General features: G+C 57.2%; 16 protein-coding genes. 10 read left to right on the top strand and 6 right to left on the bottom strand.

What is annotated here, in order from left to right:
• Positions 1–45 precede the first annotated feature (45 nt).
• The 4 genes from clpX to bolA all read right to left on the bottom strand — a co-directional run bounded on the left by clpX (position 46) and on the right by bolA (position 4,509).
• On the bottom strand, positions 46–1,317 hold the full coding sequence (gene clpX / locus WFM45_RS00890) for an ATP-dependent protease ATP-binding subunit ClpX (protein ID WP_004940354.1): 1,272 nt from the start codon (positions 1,315–1,317) through the stop codon (positions 46–48).
• Positions 1,318–1,460: 143 nt separating this feature from the next.
• Positions 1,461–2,084, bottom strand: coding sequence for an ATP-dependent Clp endopeptidase proteolytic subunit ClpP (clpP, locus tag WFM45_RS00885; protein ID WP_015376845.1), 624 nt, complete (start codon positions 2,082–2,084; stop codon positions 1,461–1,463).
• Between the two features lie 438 nt (positions 2,085–2,522).
• Complete coding sequence (gene tig, locus WFM45_RS00880; protein WP_031300019.1) at positions 2,523–3,827, bottom strand: trigger factor; 1,305 nt, start codon at positions 3,825–3,827, stop codon at positions 2,523–2,525.
• Positions 3,828–4,194: 367 nt separating this feature from the next.
• Positions 4,195–4,509 (bottom strand): transcriptional regulator BolA, encoded by a 315-nt coding sequence (bolA, locus tag WFM45_RS00875; RefSeq protein WP_004940361.1) that lies wholly within the window; start codon positions 4,507–4,509, stop codon positions 4,195–4,197.
• 314 nt (positions 4,510–4,823) lie between these two features.
• Here bolA and WFM45_RS00870 point away from each other — a divergent pair, with 314 nt between their 5' ends.
• The 8 genes from WFM45_RS00870 to WFM45_RS00835 all read left to right on the top strand — a co-directional run bounded on the left by WFM45_RS00870 (position 4,824) and on the right by WFM45_RS00835 (position 13,731).
• Positions 4,824–5,402: a lipoprotein gene (locus WFM45_RS00870; RefSeq protein ID WP_033634001.1), complete on the top strand. Its 579-nt coding sequence runs from the start codon at positions 4,824–4,826 to the stop codon at positions 5,400–5,402.
• Positions 5,403–5,453: 51 nt separating this feature from the next.
• The gene (gene ampG / locus WFM45_RS00865) at positions 5,454–6,932 is read left to right on the top strand and encodes a muropeptide MFS transporter AmpG (RefSeq protein ID WP_336954108.1); all 1,479 of its coding nucleotides are present in this window, start codon (positions 5,454–5,456) and stop codon (positions 6,930–6,932) included.
• 440 nt (positions 6,933–7,372) lie between these two features.
• Positions 7,373–8,323 carry a cytochrome o ubiquinol oxidase subunit II gene (gene cyoA / locus WFM45_RS00860; RefSeq protein ID WP_004940365.1) on the top strand — a complete coding sequence of 317 codons (951 nt, stop codon included), beginning with the start codon at positions 7,373–7,375 and terminating at the stop codon, positions 8,321–8,323.
• Between the two features lie 3 nt (positions 8,324–8,326).
• Positions 8,327–10,318, top strand: a complete 1,992-nt coding sequence (gene cyoB, locus WFM45_RS00855) for a cytochrome o ubiquinol oxidase subunit I (protein ID WP_004940366.1) — start codon at positions 8,327–8,329, stop codon at positions 10,316–10,318.
• Positions 10,308–10,922 carry a cytochrome o ubiquinol oxidase subunit III gene (locus tag WFM45_RS00850; RefSeq protein ID WP_004940367.1) on the top strand — a complete coding sequence of 205 codons (615 nt, stop codon included), beginning with the start codon at positions 10,308–10,310 and terminating at the stop codon, positions 10,920–10,922. Before cyoB ends, WFM45_RS00850 begins: the two co-directional genes overlap by 11 nt.
• On the top strand, positions 10,922–11,260 hold the full coding sequence (locus tag WFM45_RS00845) for a cytochrome o ubiquinol oxidase subunit IV (protein ID WP_004940369.1): 339 nt from the start codon (positions 10,922–10,924) through the stop codon (positions 11,258–11,260). The genes WFM45_RS00850 and WFM45_RS00845 overlap by 1 nt, the downstream gene beginning before the upstream one ends.
• Before the next feature lie 17 nt (positions 11,261–11,277).
• On the top strand, positions 11,278–12,168 hold the full coding sequence (gene cyoE, locus WFM45_RS00840) for a heme o synthase (RefSeq protein WP_015376842.1): 891 nt from the start codon (positions 11,278–11,280) through the stop codon (positions 12,166–12,168).
• A gap of 198 nt (positions 12,169–12,366) precedes the next feature.
• On the top strand, positions 12,367–13,731 hold the full coding sequence (locus tag WFM45_RS00835) for an MFS transporter (RefSeq protein WP_004940371.1): 1,365 nt from the start codon (positions 12,367–12,369) through the stop codon (positions 13,729–13,731).
• 34 nt (positions 13,732–13,765) lie between these two features.
• Here the strand turns inward: WFM45_RS00835 and WFM45_RS00830 are convergent, their stop codons facing one another.
• Entirely contained in the window at positions 13,766–14,257 is a 492-nt protein-coding gene (locus WFM45_RS00830) for a YajQ family cyclic di-GMP-binding protein (RefSeq protein ID WP_004940373.1), read from the bottom strand.
• Positions 14,258–14,439: 182 nt separating this feature from the next.
• Between WFM45_RS00830 and panE the strand changes: the two genes are divergently transcribed.
• Both panE and yajL read left to right on the top strand, forming a co-directional pair.
• The gene (gene panE / locus WFM45_RS00825) at positions 14,440–15,351 is read left to right on the top strand and encodes a 2-dehydropantoate 2-reductase (RefSeq protein WP_033634005.1); all 912 of its coding nucleotides are present in this window, start codon (positions 14,440–14,442) and stop codon (positions 15,349–15,351) included.
• Positions 15,314–15,904 (top strand): protein deglycase YajL, encoded by a 591-nt coding sequence (gene yajL / locus WFM45_RS00820; RefSeq protein WP_019454200.1) that lies wholly within the window; start codon positions 15,314–15,316, stop codon positions 15,902–15,904. Before panE ends, yajL begins: the two co-directional genes overlap by 38 nt.
• A 66-nt stretch (positions 15,905–15,970) precedes the next feature.
• Here yajL and thiI read toward each other — a convergent pair whose 3' ends face one another.
• A complete protein-coding gene (gene thiI / locus WFM45_RS00815) occupies positions 15,971–17,419 on the bottom strand; it encodes a tRNA uracil 4-sulfurtransferase ThiI (protein WP_082997066.1) in 1,449 nt (482 codons plus the stop codon).
• Positions 17,420–17,553 lie beyond the last annotated feature (134 nt).

The raw sequence follows: 17,553 nt of genomic DNA, 5'->3' as shown, positions 1-17,553 counted from the left end.
TGAAATCCCCCATTTTACTGATAACGCGCTGGTTTAACTGGCTAATTATTCGCCAGACGCCTGGGCTTCAGGCTTGCCGTAAATCAGCAGCGGTTTGGATTGGCCGGCGATCACCGACTCGTCGATCACCACTTTGTCTACGCTGTCCATCGACGGCAGATCGTACATGGTGTCGAGCAGCGCGCCTTCCACGATGGAACGCAGGCCGCGGGCACCGGTTTTGCGCGCCATGGCTTTCTTGGCGATGGCGTTCAGCGCTTCGTCGCGGAACTCCAGCTCCACGCCTTCCAGATTGAACAGCGCCTGATACTGCTTGGTCAGGGCGTTCTTCGGCTCTTTCAGGATCTGAATCAGCGCGTCCTCGCTCAGCTCGCTCAGGGTCGCCACCACCGGCAGACGGCCGATGAACTCAGGGATCAGACCAAACTTGATCAAATCTTCCGGTTCGGCCTGCAGCAGCAGTTCGCCTTCGGTAGCCTTCTCTGACTCGCCCTTGACGGTCGCGCCGAAGCCGATGCCGGAGCCGGTGTTGACGCGTTGACCGATCACCTTATCCAGGCCGGCAAATGCGCCGCCGCAGATAAACAGGATCTTGGAAGTATCGACCTGCAGGAATTCCTGTTGCGGATGCTTGCGCCCGCCCTGCGGCGGAACCGCGGCGATGGTGCCTTCAATCAGCTTCAGCAGCGCCTGCTGCACGCCTTCACCCGAGACGTCACGCGTGATCGACGGGTTGTCGGACTTACGGGAAATCTTATCGATTTCATCGATATAAACGATGCCGCGCTGCGCTTTCTGCACGTCATAGTCACATTTTTGCAACAGCTTCTGGATAATATTTTCCACGTCCTCGCCCACGTAACCGGCTTCGGTCAGGGTGGTGGCGTCGGCCATGGTGAACGGCACGTCCAGGAAGCGCGCCAGCGTTTCCGCCAGCAGAGTCTTGCCGCTGCCGGTCGGGCCGATCAGCAAGATGTTGCTCTTGCCCAACTCGATACCGTTGCTGGTATCGCCGTTGCGCAGGCGTTTGTAGTGGTTGTACACCGCAACCGCCAGCACTTTCTTCGCCTGCTCCTGGCCGATGACGTAGTCATCCAGGTGGTGGCGAATTTCGTGTGGCGTCGGCAGCGCACTGCGCTCACGATGCGGGGCAACTTCTTTAATCTCTTCGCGAATAATGTCGTTACACAGATCGACACATTCATCGCAGATATACACTGACGGCCCGGCAATCAGCTTACGCACTTCATGCTGGCTTTTGCCGCAAAAAGAGCAGTACAGCAGCTTTCCTGAACCGTCTTTGCGCTTATCTGTCATCAGTCAAACCTCTTCTTTAGTCTTGTCCCGCAGGAAAATCACGGCGGCAGTGCGCCCAAACTCATATCGGGAACGCCGAGGGACCGCAACAGAACGAGCCCCTGCCCACTCTGATTACTATAGTCCATCGGCGCCGCGTGGTTCTAGCTGCGGTGTGTCAGAATGCCGTCAACCAGGCCGTATTCCACGGCTTCGTCCGCGGTCATAAAGCGATCGCGCTCGGTATCGCGCTCGATCTGCTCCAGCGGCTGGCCGGTATGCTCGGCCATCAGTTCGTTCATGCGCGCTTTCACCTTCAGGATTTCACGCGCGTGGATTTCGATGTCCGTCGCCTGGCCCTGGTAGCCGCCCAGCGGCTGGTGAATCATCACGCGCGAGTTCGGCAAGCAGAAACGTTTGCCTTTGGCGCCCGCGGTCAGCAGGAAGGAGCCCATCGAGCACGCCTGGCCCATACAGATGGTGCTGACGTCCGGCTTGATGAACTTCATGGTGTCGTAAATCGACATGCCCGCGGTAATTACCCCACCCGGCGAGTTGATGTAGAGGTAAATGTCTTTTTCCGGGCTTTCCGCTTCGAGGAACAACATTTGCGCCACGATCAGGTTGGCCATGTGATCTTCCACCTGGCCGGTCAGGAAAATGATGCGCTCTTTCAGCAGGCGGGAATAAATGTCGTAAGAACGCTCCCCGCGTGAAGTCTGCTCTACCACCATCGGCACCAGCGCCATGTTCGGTGCAAATTGATCTCGTTCGCCACTGTATGACATTACCGTCTCCTAATAGAAATTGCCTTGGCGGCCAGGGTGTCACCCTAATACGCCGATTCTACTTGAGAACGGCCATGATGACTATGCTCAAGCATTCGACCCGCGCCGCACGTACCCGACGGTTGTTTTATCCCGCGCACTTTGGCAAACAGCCCCAGAATTATTCTTTACAGATTGGGGGAGCCCGGCGCGATTTCAAGCCCAGAGGCCGATTTTCTCCGCGCGCCGGAAACGATGCCGTTATTCTGACCGTTATCATGCCAGCCAGTTCCCCAGGCAACAGGGTAAATATAGTGCATATTATCCCGCTTAACCTGAGATTAATCAGCAACGTGGCAAAAAGAAAAGCCCGCAACCTGAGGTTGCGGGCTTTTTCATCGTGCGCCGGTTCGCCAGGCGAAACCGGGGGCGCCGTTCATCGCGCCCGGCACGCCGGCATTACGCCTGTTGAGTCTGGTTCATCAGCTCGCTGAAGGTAGTGGCTTTTTCAGTCACTTTCGCTTTCGCCAGCAGGGCTTCAACCGCTTGCTCTTCCAGAGCCACGTTGCGCATGTTGTTCATCAGCTCTTTGTTTTTGCTGTAGAACTCGATGACTTCGCTCGGATCTTCGTAGGCGGAGGCCATTTCTTCGATCAGCGTCTTCACGCGGTCTTCGTCAGCTTTCAGATCGTTGGTGCTGATCACTTCACCCAGCAGCAGGCCAACCACTACGCGGCGTTTCGCTTGCTCTTCGAACAGTTCACGTGGCAGTTCCAGCGCTTGCTTCTCGTTGCCGCCGAAACGCTGTGCAGCCTGACGACGCAGCACGTCGATTTCGCCGTCGATCAGGGCAGCAGGCACGTCGATTTCGTTCGCGCTCACCAGGCCTTCGATCGCCTGAGACTTGATGCGGTTACGCACGGCGCCTTTCAGCTCGCGCTCCATGTTCTTGCGAACTTCAGTGCGCAGGCCGGCAACGGAACCGTCCGCCACGCCGAAACGCTTGATGAACTCTTCGGTCAGTTCCGGCAGCTCGCGCTCTTCAACTTTCTTCAGCACGATAGCGAATTTGGCCGCTTTGCCCTTCAGGTTTTCCGCGTGGTAGTCTTCCGGGAAGTTCACGTCGATGGAGAACTCTTCGCCCGCTTTGTGACCGACCAGACCTTCTTCGAAGCCTGGGATCATGCGGCCCTGGCCCATTGCCAGCACGAAGTCGGACGCTTTGCCGCCTTCGAACTCTTCACCGTCGATAGAACCAGTGAAGTCAACGGTCACGCGATCTTCAGCTTCCGCCGCGCGATCGGTTTCTTTCCAGGTGGCCTGCTGCTTGCGCAGGGTATCCAGCATCGCGTCGACGTCTTCGTCGTTCACTTCAACTACGGGTTTTTCGACTTCGATGTTTTCCAGGCCTTTCAGCTCAACTTCTGGATACACTTCGAATTCAACGGCGAAAGTGAAGTCTTCACCTTCTTTGTACTCGCCCGGCACGTAGTTTGGTGCGCCAGCCGGATTAATCTTTTCTTTGATGATCGCGTCAACGAAGCTGCGCTGCATCGCTTCGCCCAGCACGTCCTGACGAACAGAGGCGCCGTAACGCTGTTCCACGATGTTCATCGGCACTTTGCCTTTGCGGAAGCCGTCGATACGCACGCTTTTCGCTGCGTTGATCAGCTCTTTCTTCACCGCCTGCTTGATAGTATCAGCCGGTACAGTAATAGAGAGACGGCGCCCAAGGCCTTGAGTGGTTTCTACTGAAACTTGCATCTTGTTACCTCAAAAAAATCACAGTGCTCGGTCAACTCCGTTCCAAGAACCAGGACGGCTACAGATAAGAACCGAGTTCCCTGATGACAGAAGCGTCCCGAAACCATTCCGGAAAAATAAGACGCGACATTATAGCGGCGCATGCGTGGCGAGTCGAGGAAAGCTAGGCGGCGCAGGCGCGCTAAAACTCACACTTTTGCCGATTCGATCGCCCAAAGGCCGCCAAAACAGACCGAACGTTGGCCACATTGCGCGTCGGCCGTGTCGTCGTCAAAAACAGAAACGGCCCGCAGGCCGTTTCAAAATTCGTCAGTAGTAATACCCTAATTCAAGGGCAAAGTTCCACTGATACCTGAAAATTTCCCCCTCAGGCCAGCGTGCCGGCGCCGCGGCACGGCGGCGAGGCCGGCACGGTATCCTGCAGACCTTCCCACTCTTTGAGCGTATAGGTGTGCAGCGCCAGCGCGTGTACGCCGTCCGCCAGCTCCTCCGACAATACGCCGTAGATGGAGCGGTGGCGCGTCAAAAAACGTTCGCCGACGAAGCGATCGCTGACCAATACCACTTTGAAATGGCTTTCTGAACCCGCCGGAACGTTATGACGATAGCTTTCATCAACGACTTCCAGATACGCGGGCTCAAACGCCGCCCTTAACTTTGCTTCTATTTGCTCGCGAATCATAGGATCTCCTTACAACACCGGCAGAGGACCGTGCCCATCTAGTTCAATATTAGCCGGTTTTCCCCCGTTTAGACCATCGCCGGGACAAATTTCTCTTTTCTGCGGTCAAATGATGAGCGCCATCCCCGCCGCTTGGGGGATTATCCGATTGAGCGGGCCAAAAAAGCGTGTTTTTATCAACGGCAGGTAAAAATTTGTCACTCAGGCGCCTTCCGCGCTTCCACCGCACGGCGGCGATGCTATGATGTCGGCAATTTGTTGTCGGCTATCCCGCTCTGATTATTGCTAAATCCATCGAGAATGAGACAGAAAACATGTTAAAGAAACTTTGTCTTCCTTTGCTGGCCGCCCTGCTGCTGGCCGGCTGCGCGACCAGCAGCAACACCCTGAACGTCACGCCGAAAATCGTTCTGCCGCAGCAGGATCCTACCCTGCAGGGCATCACTGTCAGCATCAACGGCGCGGATCAGCGCACCGACCAGGCGCTGGCCAAGGTGAACCGCGACGGCCAGTTGGTCACGCTGACGCCATCGCGCGATCTGCGTTTCCTGCTGCAGGAAGTGCTGGAGAAACAGATGGGCGCACGCGGCTACATGATCGGTGCCGACGGCCCGGTGGCGCTGCAAATCGTCGTCAATAATCTGTACGCGGACGTATCCGAAGGTAACCTGCGCTACAACATCACCACCAAAGCCGACATTTCGATCATCGCCCAAGCGAAGAACGGCAACAAGCAGGTGAAGAATTACCGCTCGACCTATAACGTGCAGGGCGCCTTCACGGCGACCAACGAGAAGATCACCGACGCCGTCAACTCCGTGCTGGGCGACGTGATCGCCGACATGGCTCAGGACACCAGCGTCAACGATTTCATCAAGCAAAACGCGCGTTAATCGCCGCGCCTTGTGCCGCCCGGCGGATCGGGCGGCGCAGACAGGGAACTCATGTCGAAACACTATCTGAACATCTTCACCCAGCGTAACTCCGCCATTCTGCTGCTGCTGGGCTTCGCGTCGGGTCTGCCGCTGGCATTGACCTCCGGCACGCTGCAAGCCTGGATGACCGTCGAAAATATCGATCTGAAAACCATCGGCATCTTCTCGCTGGTGGGCCAGGCCTACGTCTTCAAATTCCTCTGGTCGCCGTTCATGGACCGCTATACCCCGCCGTTTCTCGGGCGGCGGCGCGGTTGGTTGCTGATCAGCCAGCTGTTGCTGGTGGCGGCGATTGTGGCGATGGGCTTTATGCAACCCGCGCAGCACCTATGGTGGCTGGCGGCGTTGGCGGTGCTGGTGGCGTTCTGCTCCGCCTCGCAAGATATCGTGTTCGACGCCTATAAAACCGATCTGCTGAGAGCCGAAGAACGCGGCACGGGCGCGGCGATCTCGGTGCTGGGTTATCGGCTGGCGATGCTGGTTTCCGGCGGCCTGGCGCTGTGGCTGGCGGATCGCTATTTCGGCTGGCAAGCCACCTACTGGCTAATGGCCGGGTTGATGCTGATCGGCGTGGCCGCCACGCTGCTGGCGCCGGAGCCGGATGAAAGCATCCCGGCGCCGCGCACCATGGAACAGGCGGTCGTCGCGCCGCTGCGCGATTTCTTCGGCCGCAACAACGCCTGGCTGATCCTGCTGCTGATCGTGATGTACAAAATGGGCGACGCCTTCGCCGGCAGCCTGAGTACCACCTTCCTGATCCGCGGCGTGGGGTTCGACGCCGGTGAAGTCGGGCTGGTGAACAAAACCCTCGGCCTGTTCGCGACCATCGTCGGCGCCCTGTTCGGCGGCGTGCTGATGCAGCGTCTCAGCCTGTTCCGCGCGCTGATGCTGTTCGGCGTCCTGCAGGCGGTCTCCAATCTCGGGTATTGGATCCTGGCGGTGACCGACAAGAGCCTGCTCACCATGGGCAGCGCCATCTTCCTCGAAAATCTGTGTGGCGGCATGGGCACCGCGGCCTTCGTGGCGCTGCTGATGACGCTGTGCAACCGGTCGTTCTCCGCCACCCAGTTCGCGCTGCTGTCGGCGCTGTCCGCCGTAGGGCGCGTCTATGTCGGCCCGATCGCCGGCTGGTTCGTTGAAGCCCACGGTTGGCCGTTGTTCTACCTGTTCTCTATCGCCGCTGCCCTGCCCGGCTTGCTGCTGCTCGGTATCTGTCGTCAGACGCTGGAGCACACCCAGCAGCATGGCAATTTTATGCCGCGCACCGAGTTTTCAGAATATTACCGTTGGGCGCTGCGCTTGCTGACGCTAGGCTGTTCGCTGTTGGGCCTGTGGTTGCTGTTGCTTATCGCCAACGCGCTGGATTGGACTCAGGCCCCGCAGTTGGCCGATCGGCTGCTGCAGGTCGGCGCCGCGCTGAGCCTGCTCGGCGTCGCCATGGGCAGTACGTTGGATTACCTCGCCCTGCGCCGCACCCGTTTGGCATAATCTGACCGGCCGGTGATTTCACCGGCCGAAAAAAAAGCGATCCGGGGATATATTTATTTCGGTAAAAAAAGATAATCGGCGCGGAAATTATTTTTTTATCCGACTGCCGCACTCGGAAATAAAATTAAATTCACCTTTAAGACACAATTATTTTACATTAAATAAACCTTTTCTGCGTATTTCCCCGCCGCGCATTTCTTCGCCAAATTCATCATACCTTTAGTTTTCCTTAACATACGAGCTGCTCGTCACGATTCAGCGTGCCAACGCGTTGTTGTCATTGGTAAATTGTCACGCAGGGTTACATCTGTGACCCCCTTAACAGAAAGTGTCAACAAGCCGCTGACACTCCCTTAAGCATGTTTACAGTACTGCAACCTTCCCGTAAAATGCCCGCACACATGAAACGACAATTGAGCCTTTGTTATTGAGGTCGTTAGATGAGACTTAAGAAATACAATAAAAGTATTGGGATGCTGTCATTAATCGCAGGCACTGTATTGCTCAGTGGCTGCGATATGGTTTTGATGAATCCCAAAGGAGCAATTGGTGTTGAGCAACGGACACTGATTATCACTGCAATCGCATTGATGTTGATCGTAGTGGTGCCAGTTATCTTCATGGCGTTCGCCTTTGCCTGGAAGTATCGCGCTTCCAACAAAGACGCCAAGTACAGTCCGAACTGGGCCCACTCCAACAAGATCGAAGCGGTCGTCTGGACCATTCCTATCATTATCATCGCCATCCTTGGCACCATTACCTGGAAGACCACCCACGAACTCGATCCGTTCAAGCCGATTGTCACCGACAAGAAGCCGATGACGATCGAAGTGGTGTCGCTCGACTGGAAATGGCTGTTCATCTACCCGGAACAAGGCATTGCGACCGTTAATGAGCTGGCTTTCCCGAAAGATGTTCCAGTCGAATTCAAGATCACCTCTAACTCGGTAATGAACTCGTTCTTTATCCCGCAGTTGGGTGGACAGATTTATGCGATGGCCGGCATGCAGACCAAACTGCACCTGATCGGCAACGAAGCCGGTGCCTACAAAGGCATCTCCAGCAGCTACAGCGGCGCAGGCTTCTCCGGTATGAAATTCACCGCGATCGTTACCCCGACCGAAGGCGACTTCGATCAGTGGGTGGCCAAGGTGAAGGCATCGTCTAAAAACCTGAACACCACCGACGACTTTAACAAACTGGCAGAGCCGAGTGAAAACAACCCGGTTGAGTACTTTGCCGCTGTCAAACCGAATTTGTTCAAAGAAACAATTGCCAAATTCATGGGCGACATGGATATGCACAAGGGCGCTGGCGCGCACGAAGGCATGGACATGAGCCAAGGTATGGACATGGGTGAACATGCTGCTCACGCCGGAGCCGAGGAATAACTGATGTTGGGAAAATTAACACTTGATGCGGTTCCGTACCACGAACCGATCATCATGGTCACCGTAGCCGCAATTATTGTCGGGGGCCTGGCAGTGCTGGCGCTGCTGACGTATTTCGGTAAATGGAAGTGGCTGTGGAGCGAATGGCTGACTTCGGTCGACCATAAAAAAATTGGTATCATGTACATCATCGTGGCGATGGTCATGCTGCTGCGCGGCTTTGCCGACGCCATCATGATGCGTAGCCAGCAGGCGTTGGCGTCCGCCGGCGAAGCCGGGTTCCTGCCGCCGCACCACTACGACCAGATCTTCACCGCGCACGGCGTCATCATGATCTTCTTCATGGCGATGCCTTTCGTGGTTGGCCTGATGAACGTCGTGGTGCCGCTGCAAATCGGTGCGCGCGACGTCGCCTTCCCGTTCCTGAACTCCCTGAGCTTCTGGTTCTTCGTGGTGGGCGTGGTGCTGATCAACATCTCCCTGGGGGTCGGTGAGTTCGCTCAGACCGGTTGGCTGGCGTATCCGCCGCTGTCGGGTAAAGAGTACAGTCCTGGCGTCGGGGTCGATTACTGGATCTGGAGTCTGCAGATTTCCGGTCTGGGTACCCTGCTGACCGGCGTGAACTTCTTCGCCACCATTCTGAAGATGCGTGCCCCTGGCATGCCTATGATGAAGATGCCGGTGTTCACCTGGGCGGCGCTGTGCACCAACGTCCTGATCATCGTTTCTTTCCCAATTCTGACCGTCACCATCGCGCTGCTGACCCTGGATCGCTATCTGGGCACCCATTTCTTCACCAATGATATGGGCGGCAACATGATGATGTACATCAACCTGATTTGGGCCTGGGGTCACCCAGAGGTGTACATTCTGGTTCTGCCGGTGTTCGGCGTATTCTCCGAAGTCACCGCGACCTTCTCCAGAAAACGCCTGTTCGGCTATACCTCACTGGTATGGGCAACCATCGCGATCACCGTTCTGTCGTTCATCGTCTGGCTGCACCACTTCTTCACCATGGGGTCCGGCGCGAACGTTAACGCCTTCTTCGGTATCGCCACCATGATCATTTCCATCCCGACCGGGGTGAAAATCTTCAACTGGCTGTTCACCATGTATCAGGGCCGCATCAAGCTCAACTCCGCAATGCTGTGGACCGTTGGCTTCATCATCACCTTCTCCGTGGGTGGTATGACCGGCGTTCTGCTGGCGGTGCCGGGCGCGAACTTCGTGCTGCACAACAGCCTGTTCCTGATCGCACACTTCCACAACGTCATCATCGGCGGCGTGGTGTTCGGTTGCTTCGCGGGCCTGACCTACTGGTTCCCGAAATCCTTCGGCTTCACGCTGAACGAAAAATGGGGCATCCGCGCGTTCTGGTTCTGGATCATCGGCTTCTTCACCGCCTTCATGCCGCTGTACGCATTGGGCTTTATGGGCATGACCCGTCGTATCAGCCAGAACATCAACCCTGAGTTCCACCCTCTGCTGCTGGTTGCAGCCGGCGGTGCGGCGTTGATCGCCTGCGGCATCCTGTGCCAGCTGACCCAGATCTTCGTCAGTATCCGTGACCGCGAACAAAACCGCGATCTGACCGGTGACCCATGGGGTGCTCGTACTCTGGAGTGGTCAACCTCGTCTCCACCGCCGTTCTATAACTTTGCCGTAGTGCCGCAGATTCATGACCGCGATGAATTCTGGGACATGAAAGAAAAAGGCGAAGCTTATAAGAAACCGGCTAAATACGAACCGATTCATATGCCTAAGAACACCGGCGCCGGCGTTATCATCGCCTTCTTCAGCCTGGTATTCGGTTTCGCAATGATTTGGGAAATCTGGTGGATGGCTCTGGCCGGCTTCATCGGTATGATCGTTGTCTGGATCGGCAAGAGCTTCGATCACGATGTTGACTACTATGTGCAGGTTGATGAAATCGAGCGCATTGAGAACCAACACTACGAACAAATCCGTAAAGCAGGCGTGAACCATGTCAACTGAAACTCTGACCAATCATAACGCAGCCCATGCAGAGCATGGGCACCACGACGCGGGAGAGACCAAAGTCTTCGGATTCTGGATCTACCTGATGAGCGACTGTATTTTGTTTGCGAGCTTGTTCGCGACTTATGCAGTCCTGGTGAACGGGACCGCTGGCGGTCCCTCAGGCAAAGACATCTTCGACCTGAAGTTTGTCCTGGTCGAAACTTTCCTGCTGTTGTTCAGCTCCATCACCTACGGCATGGCGATGATCGCCATGAACAAGGGTAAAGTTGGCGGTGTAAACACCTGGTTGTTCCTGACCTTCCTGTTTGGTCTGGGCTTCGTGGCGATGGAAATCTATGAATTCCATCACCTGATCGCCGAAGGCTTCGGGCCGGATCGCAGCGCGTTCCTGTCCAGCTTCTTCGCGCTGGTCGGCACCCACGGTCTGCACGTGACTTCCGGCCTGATTTGGATCATCGTGCTGATGATTCAGGTGAGCAAGTTCGGCCTGACCGCGACCAACAAAACCCGTCTGATGTGCCTGAGCCTGTTCTGGCACTTCCTGGACGTGGTCTGGATCTGCGTATTTACCGTTGTCTACCTGCTGGGGGTTATGTAATGAGCCATTCATCCCATGAAACCTCTCACGGCGGCGCAAGCCACGGCAGCGTGAAGTCATACCTGATCGGCTTTATCCTGTCGATCATCCTGACGGTAATTCCATTTGCGATGGTAATGAACGGCACTGCCTCTCATTCAACCATCCTGGCGGTTGTTGTCGGTATGGCGGTTATCCAGGTGATTGTTCACCTGGTTTACTTCCTGCACATGAACACCTCATCGGAAGAGCGCTGGAACCTGGTGGCATTGCTGTTCACCGCTATGATCATCGGTATCGTTGTTGTAGGTTCACTCTGGATTATGTACAACCTCAACATCAATATGATGGTCGATTAAGAGCTGAGCTGCACGTGATGATTAAGCAATACCTGCAAGTCACTAAACCAGGAATTATTTTCGGCAATTTAATTTCTGTCGTTGGGGGATTCCTGCTCGCTTCCAAAGGGAGCATCGACTATCCCCTGTTTCTCGCCACCCTGGTGGGTGTCTCGTTGGTGGTCGCGTCGGGCTGTGTGTTTAACAACTACATCGACCGCGATATCGACAAGAAAATGGAGAGAACGAAGAATCGGGTGCTGGTAAAAGGCCTGATCGCGCCGAGTGTCACCCTGGTTTATGCGACCGTGTTGGGTATTGCGGGCTTCGCGTTGCTGTATATCGCGGCCAACCCGCTGGCCATGTGGCTGGCGGTGATGGGCTTCGTGGTTTATGTCGGCGTTTACAGCCTGTACATGAAACGCCATTCGGTCTACGGCACGCTGATCGGCAGCTTGTCGGGCGCCGCGCCGCCGGTTATCGGCTACTGCGCGGTCACCAACGAGTTCGACGCCGGCGCGTTGATCCTGCTGGCTATCTTTAGCCTGTGGCAGATGCCGCATTCTTATGCGATCGCTATCTTCCGCTTTAAAGATTACCAGGCGGCCAACATTCCGGTGCTACCGGTGGTGAAAGGCATTTCCGTCGCCAAGAACCACATCACGGTCTACATCCTGGCATTTATGATCGCCACGCTGATGCTGACCCTGGTGGGCTACGCCGGCTACAAATACCTGATCGTCGCTGCGGCGGTGAGCGTATGGTGGCTGGGCATGGCGCTGCGCGGTTATAAAACCGAAAACGACAGCGTCTGGGCGCGTAAACTGTTCGTGTTCTCCATCGTCGCCATCACCTCGCTGAGCGTGATGATGTCGATCGACTTCAGCGCCACGGCGGCGCCTGAAGCGCTGGTGACCTACGTTTGGTAAGCCAAATCATCTGTCAATGGGCCGCGTATGCGGCCCATTTTATTTGTCACGCCGAAAAGCGGCCAAACTGTAATATCTGTTAAACAACATTCGATTTACCCCCCCTGCCCTGCACACTAAAATGACGCAGCTTTACAGAAATCATGCCATCAGGCGCTGTCGCAACGTCTGATGGCATGGTTTTTACCGAGGTTTGATGTGAACGATAATTCAATGACCCCGCAGGAGCGCCGCGCCACCTGGGGATTGGGCACCGTATTCTCCCTACGCATGCTCGGCATGTTTATGGTATTGCCGGTGTTGACCACCTACGGCATGGCGCTCAACGGCGCCAGCGAAGCGCTGATCGGCATCGCCATCGGCATCTACGGCCTGGCGCAGGCGGTGTTTCAGATCCCGTTCGGTCTGGTGTCCGATCGCATCGGCCGTAAGCCGCTGATCGTCGGCGGCCTGCTGATCTTTGCCCTCGGCAGCGTGATCGCCGCCGCGACCGACTCTATCTGGGGTGTGATCCTCGGCCGCGCGTTGCAAGGCTCCGGCGCGATCGCCGCCGCGGTAATGGCGCTGCTCTCCGATCTGACCCGCGAGCAGAACCGCACCAAAGCGATGGCGTTCATCGGTGTCAGCTTCGGCATCACCTTCGCCATCGCCATGGTGTTGGGCCCTATAATTACCCACGCCTTCGGCCTGCATGCGCTGTTCTGGATGATCGCCGTGCTGGCGCTGGCCGGGATCGCCATCACATTGGCGGTGGTACCTTCCGCCGATACTCACCTGTTGAACCGCGAATCCAGCATTGTGCGCGGCAGTTTCCGCAAAGTGCTGAGCAACTCGCGCCTGTTGAAACTCAACTTCGGCATCATGTGTCTGCATATCCTGCTGATGTCGAGCTTCGTGGCGCTGCCGCTGGCGATGGAGAAAGCCGGGCTGGCGGCCAGCGAACACTGGATCGTCTACCTGGTGACCATGCTGGTGTCGTTCGCTGCCGTGGTGCCTTTCATCATCTATGCCGAAAAATATCGCCGCATGAAGCAGGTGTTTATGGGCTGCGTGGCGGTGCTGTTTTGCGCCGAAGTGCTGCTGTGGCTCTCCGGCGCGCACCTGTGGGGCATCATCGCCGGCGTGCAGCTGTTCTTCATGGCCTTCAACGTGATGGAAGCCATTCTGCCTTCGCTGATCAGCAAAGAATCACCGGCCGGCTATAAGGGCACCGCGATGGGGGTCTACTCCACCAGCCAGTTTATCGGCGTGGCGATCGGCGGCAGCCTCGGCGGCTGGCTGTACGGTTTGCAGGGGGCAGGCTTGGTGTTTATCGCCGGCGCGGTATTGGCCGCCGTTTGGTTCCTGGTCAGCAGCACCATGAAAGAGCCGCCGTATGTCAGCAGCCTGCGCATTACGCTGTCTGAACTGGCGGTGAAGGATTCGGCGCTGGAAAGCCGCCTGAGGGCGCAGCCCGGCGTGGCCGAGGCGATCGTGGTGCCGGAAGAGCGCAGCGCCTACGTCAAGGTGGACACCAAGCAGACCAATCGCGGTCAGTTGGAAGCGCTGGTCAATTCGCTGTAAAGAAACGGGGCCGGCAATGCCGGCCCCGTCGAGATTAATCGCGGAAGTTCTTGAACTGGAACGGCTGCCCCAGATCGCCGCCGCGCACCAACGCCATCACGCTCTGCAAATCGTCGCGTGACTTGCCGGTCACCCGCACTTCTTCGCCCTGGATCTGCGCCTGCACCTTCAGCTTGCTGTCTTTGATCAGCTTGACGATTTTCTTCGCTACAGAGGTTTCAATCCCCTGCTTCAGCTTGGCTTCCACGCTGTAGGTTTTACCGCTGTGGGTAAACTCTTCCGGGATCTCCAGCGCGGCGCCGTCGATGCTGCGCTTGCTCAGCTTTTCGCGCAGAATGTCGAGCAACTGCTGCACCTGGAAATCAGACTCGGTGGCAACCTTGATGCTTTGGTTTTTCTCGTTTAGCTCAAAGCTGGCCGGCACGTTGCGAAAATCCCAGCGGGTGCCGAGATCGCGGGTGGCGTTCTCAACGGCGTTACGCACTTCCTGCATATCAATTTCGGAAACGATGTCGAAAGATGGCATACTTCTTCCTCCTGAATGAGTGCCTAATAGCTTAGGCGATTTTGATGCCGAGCATGATAACCGCTTTGCCGCCTCAGACAAAATCTGCTGAACGCACGCAGGGATAGAGCTTCAGGCTGCCATAAAGCCTATAGTTAGATCACGGTAATTGAGCGGTATTCCCGTGTTTCCAAGGAGACTGAATGAAAATAACCATTCTTGGTTGCGGCGCGCTCGGACAACTGTGGCTCTCCCGGCTGTATCAGCAGGGCCACGATGTACAGGGATGGCTGAGAGTGCCGCAGCCTTTTTGCGCCGTGAACGTGATAGAGCCGGAAGGCGTCTCGTTTAATCGCAATTTGCCCACCAACGATCCGGAGCACCTCGCGCAGAGCGAGCTGCTGCTGGTGACGCTGAAAGCCTGGCAGGTATCCAGCGCGGTCGGCGCGCTGTTGCCGAAGCTGAACCCCCGCTGCGCCATCTTGCTGCTGCACAACGGCATGGGCACTCAGGAGGAGCTGCCGCCGAACGGCCAGCCCATCTTGCAGGGCACCACCACCCACGCCGCGCGCCACGAAGGCAGCACCATTATCCACGTCGCCACCGGCATCACCCACATCGGCCCCACCTCACCGGCCGCCCAGCACTTCAGCCACCTGGCGGAAGTGCTGCATCAGGCGCTGCCCGACGTCGCCTGGCACAACAACATCGCCTCGGCCAACTGGCGCAAGCTGGCGGTCAACTGCGTGATCAACCCGCTGACGGCGCTGTACGGCTGCCGCAACGGCGATCTGCAGCGCTACCCGGAGCAGATCGAAACGCTGTGTCGTGAAGTCGCTAGCGTGATGGCGATGGAGGGCTACCACACCTCCTGCGAAGGCCTGATGCAATATGTGATGGACGTGATCCACAGCACCGCCGACAACGTTTCGTCGATGCTGCAGGATATCCGCAGCCAGCGGCATACCGAGATCGACTACATCACCGGCTACCTGCTGCGCCGTGCGCGCAGTCACGGCCTCACGCTGCCGGAGAATGCGCGGCTGTTTGAATTGATTAAACGAAAGGAAAATGAATATGAGCGTATCGGCGCTGGTTTGCCTGGCACCTGGTAGCGAAGAAACCGAAGCCGTCACCACCATCGATCTGCTGGTGCGGGCGGGCGTTAAAGTCACTACCGCCAGCGTCGCCGGCGACGGCGAGCTGACTATCGTTTGTTCGCGCGGCGTCAAGCTGCTGGCCGACGCGCCGCTGGTGGCGATCGTCGATGAGCCTTTCGACGCCATCGTGCTGCCCGGCGGCCTGAAGGGGGCGGAATGCTTCCGCGACAGCCCGTTGCTGGTGGAAAAAGTGCGGCAGATGCACCTGCAGGGGAATATCGTCGCCGCCATCTGTGCGGCGCCGGCGTTGGTGCTGCAGCACCACGATCTGTTCCCGGTCGGCAACATGACCGGTTTCCCGGGCCTGAAAGACCAGATACCGGCGGATAAATGGATGGAACGCCGCGTGGTGTATGACGCGCGCGTCAACCTGCTCACCAGCCAGGGGCCGGGCACCGCGATGGAGTTCGCGCTGAAGCTGATCGATCTGCTGCTCGGCAAGGCCAAAGCGGCGGAGATCGCCGCGCAGCTGGTGCTGATCCCTGGGATGTACGATTTCCGCGACTGAGCGGCTTGCCGATAAAAAAAGGGCTGAACACCAGTTCAGCCCCTCTCGTTTACGCCGCTGCCCGCGTTACGGGCGATAAACCTTCACGTTGCTGAAGCCCTGCTCCAGCAGGTACAGCGCCTGCAGGCGGCTCATCACGCCGCGCTCGCAGTACAACAGATAGGTTTTGCTCTGATCCAGATCGCCGAACTGGGTGCTCAGCTTGTAGAACGGCAGCGCTTTCACTTCAACCTGTTCCAGCTGCAGCGGCTTCTCTTCCTGCTCGTCGTTGGAGCGGATATCCAGGATCACCTCGTCGGCGCCGAAGGCCGCAACGGTTTCCACTTCGGTCACCTGCTCCTGCGCCTGCTCGGCGATGGAGCGAATATCGACGTTCTTCGCTTCGCTCACCACCCGATCGAGAATGCTGAAATCGAAGTGGCTCTCTTCCTCTTCGATCTTGGCCTTGACGGCTTTCACCGTCGGGCTCTTCGAAATCACGCCGCAATATTCCGGCATGGTTTTGGCGAAGTCTTCGGTGCCGATTTCGCGCGCCAGCTTGATGATGTGCTCTTTATCGTGCGAAATCAGCGGACGCAGGATCAGCGTATCGGACGCATTGTCGATCAAGCGCAGGTTGGTCAGCGTCTGGCTGGACACCTGCCCCAGCGCCTCACCGGTTACCAGCGCCTGCACGCCGTAGCGTTCGGCCACTTGCGAAGCGGCACGCACCATCATGCGCTTGAGCACCACGCCCATCTGGCCGTCGTCGACCTTCTCCAGGATCTCGCCCACCACCGGCTCGAAGTCGATGGCGACGAAGCGCACCTTGTGCGAGCTGGCGAAACGGTTCCACAGGTAGTGCGCCACCTGCTTCACGCCAATCTCATGCGCGGCGCCGCCCAGGTTGAAGAAGCAGAAGTGCACGCGGCAGCCGCGGCGCATCAGCATATAGCTGGACACGCCCGAGTCGAAACCGCCGGAAATCAGCGACATCACGTCTTCCTGGGTGCCGACCGGGTAACCGCCGATGCCTTCGAGGCGGCGTTTGACCAGCATCAGCTTGTCGTCTTCAATCTCGAGGTTTACCGTGATCTGCGGGCGGGTCAGGTTAACGCGCGCGCTCTCGATATGCTGGTTCAGGCCGCCGCCGACGTAACGCTCCACGTCCTGCGAATTGAACGCCTGCTTGCCGCGACGCTTGACGCGCACGCAGAAGGTTTTGCCTTCCAGCTGGGCGCGGTAGGCTTCCAGCGTCTGCTCGAAGATGTGGTGGATGTCGGTATAAGCGCGATCTTCCACTTCCAGAATATGGTGGATGCCGGGAATGCGCGTCAGCGCGTCGGCGATGATCGGCCGCTGGTTTTCATCTTTGGCGCGAACTTCGATATGATCCCAGTGACGGACGACCGCCAGCGTTTCATCATACTGCTTCAGGACGTTGCGAATATTGGTCGAGAGAATCTTGATAAAGCGCAAGCGCACAGATTGGCTCTTGATGGTGATTTCCGGGAACAATTTAATGATAAACTTCATGGCGGTCTTTGTTGTCAGATAAGAATTACGGCGCGGAGTATATCACCATATCGCCGCGCTCTGCGCACAAAACCACACATGAGCGCCATGATTTGCTAATCAAGATCCGCTAGGATAGGCTCTGGCGCCACGGT

Source organism: Serratia sp. KG1D, assembly GCF_037150675.1.
GTDB lineage: Bacteria > Pseudomonadota > Gammaproteobacteria > Enterobacterales > Enterobacteriaceae > Serratia > Serratia nematodiphila.
Note: the sequence above shows the minus strand (reverse complement) of the source record. Positions and strands in the feature narration are given on the sequence as shown.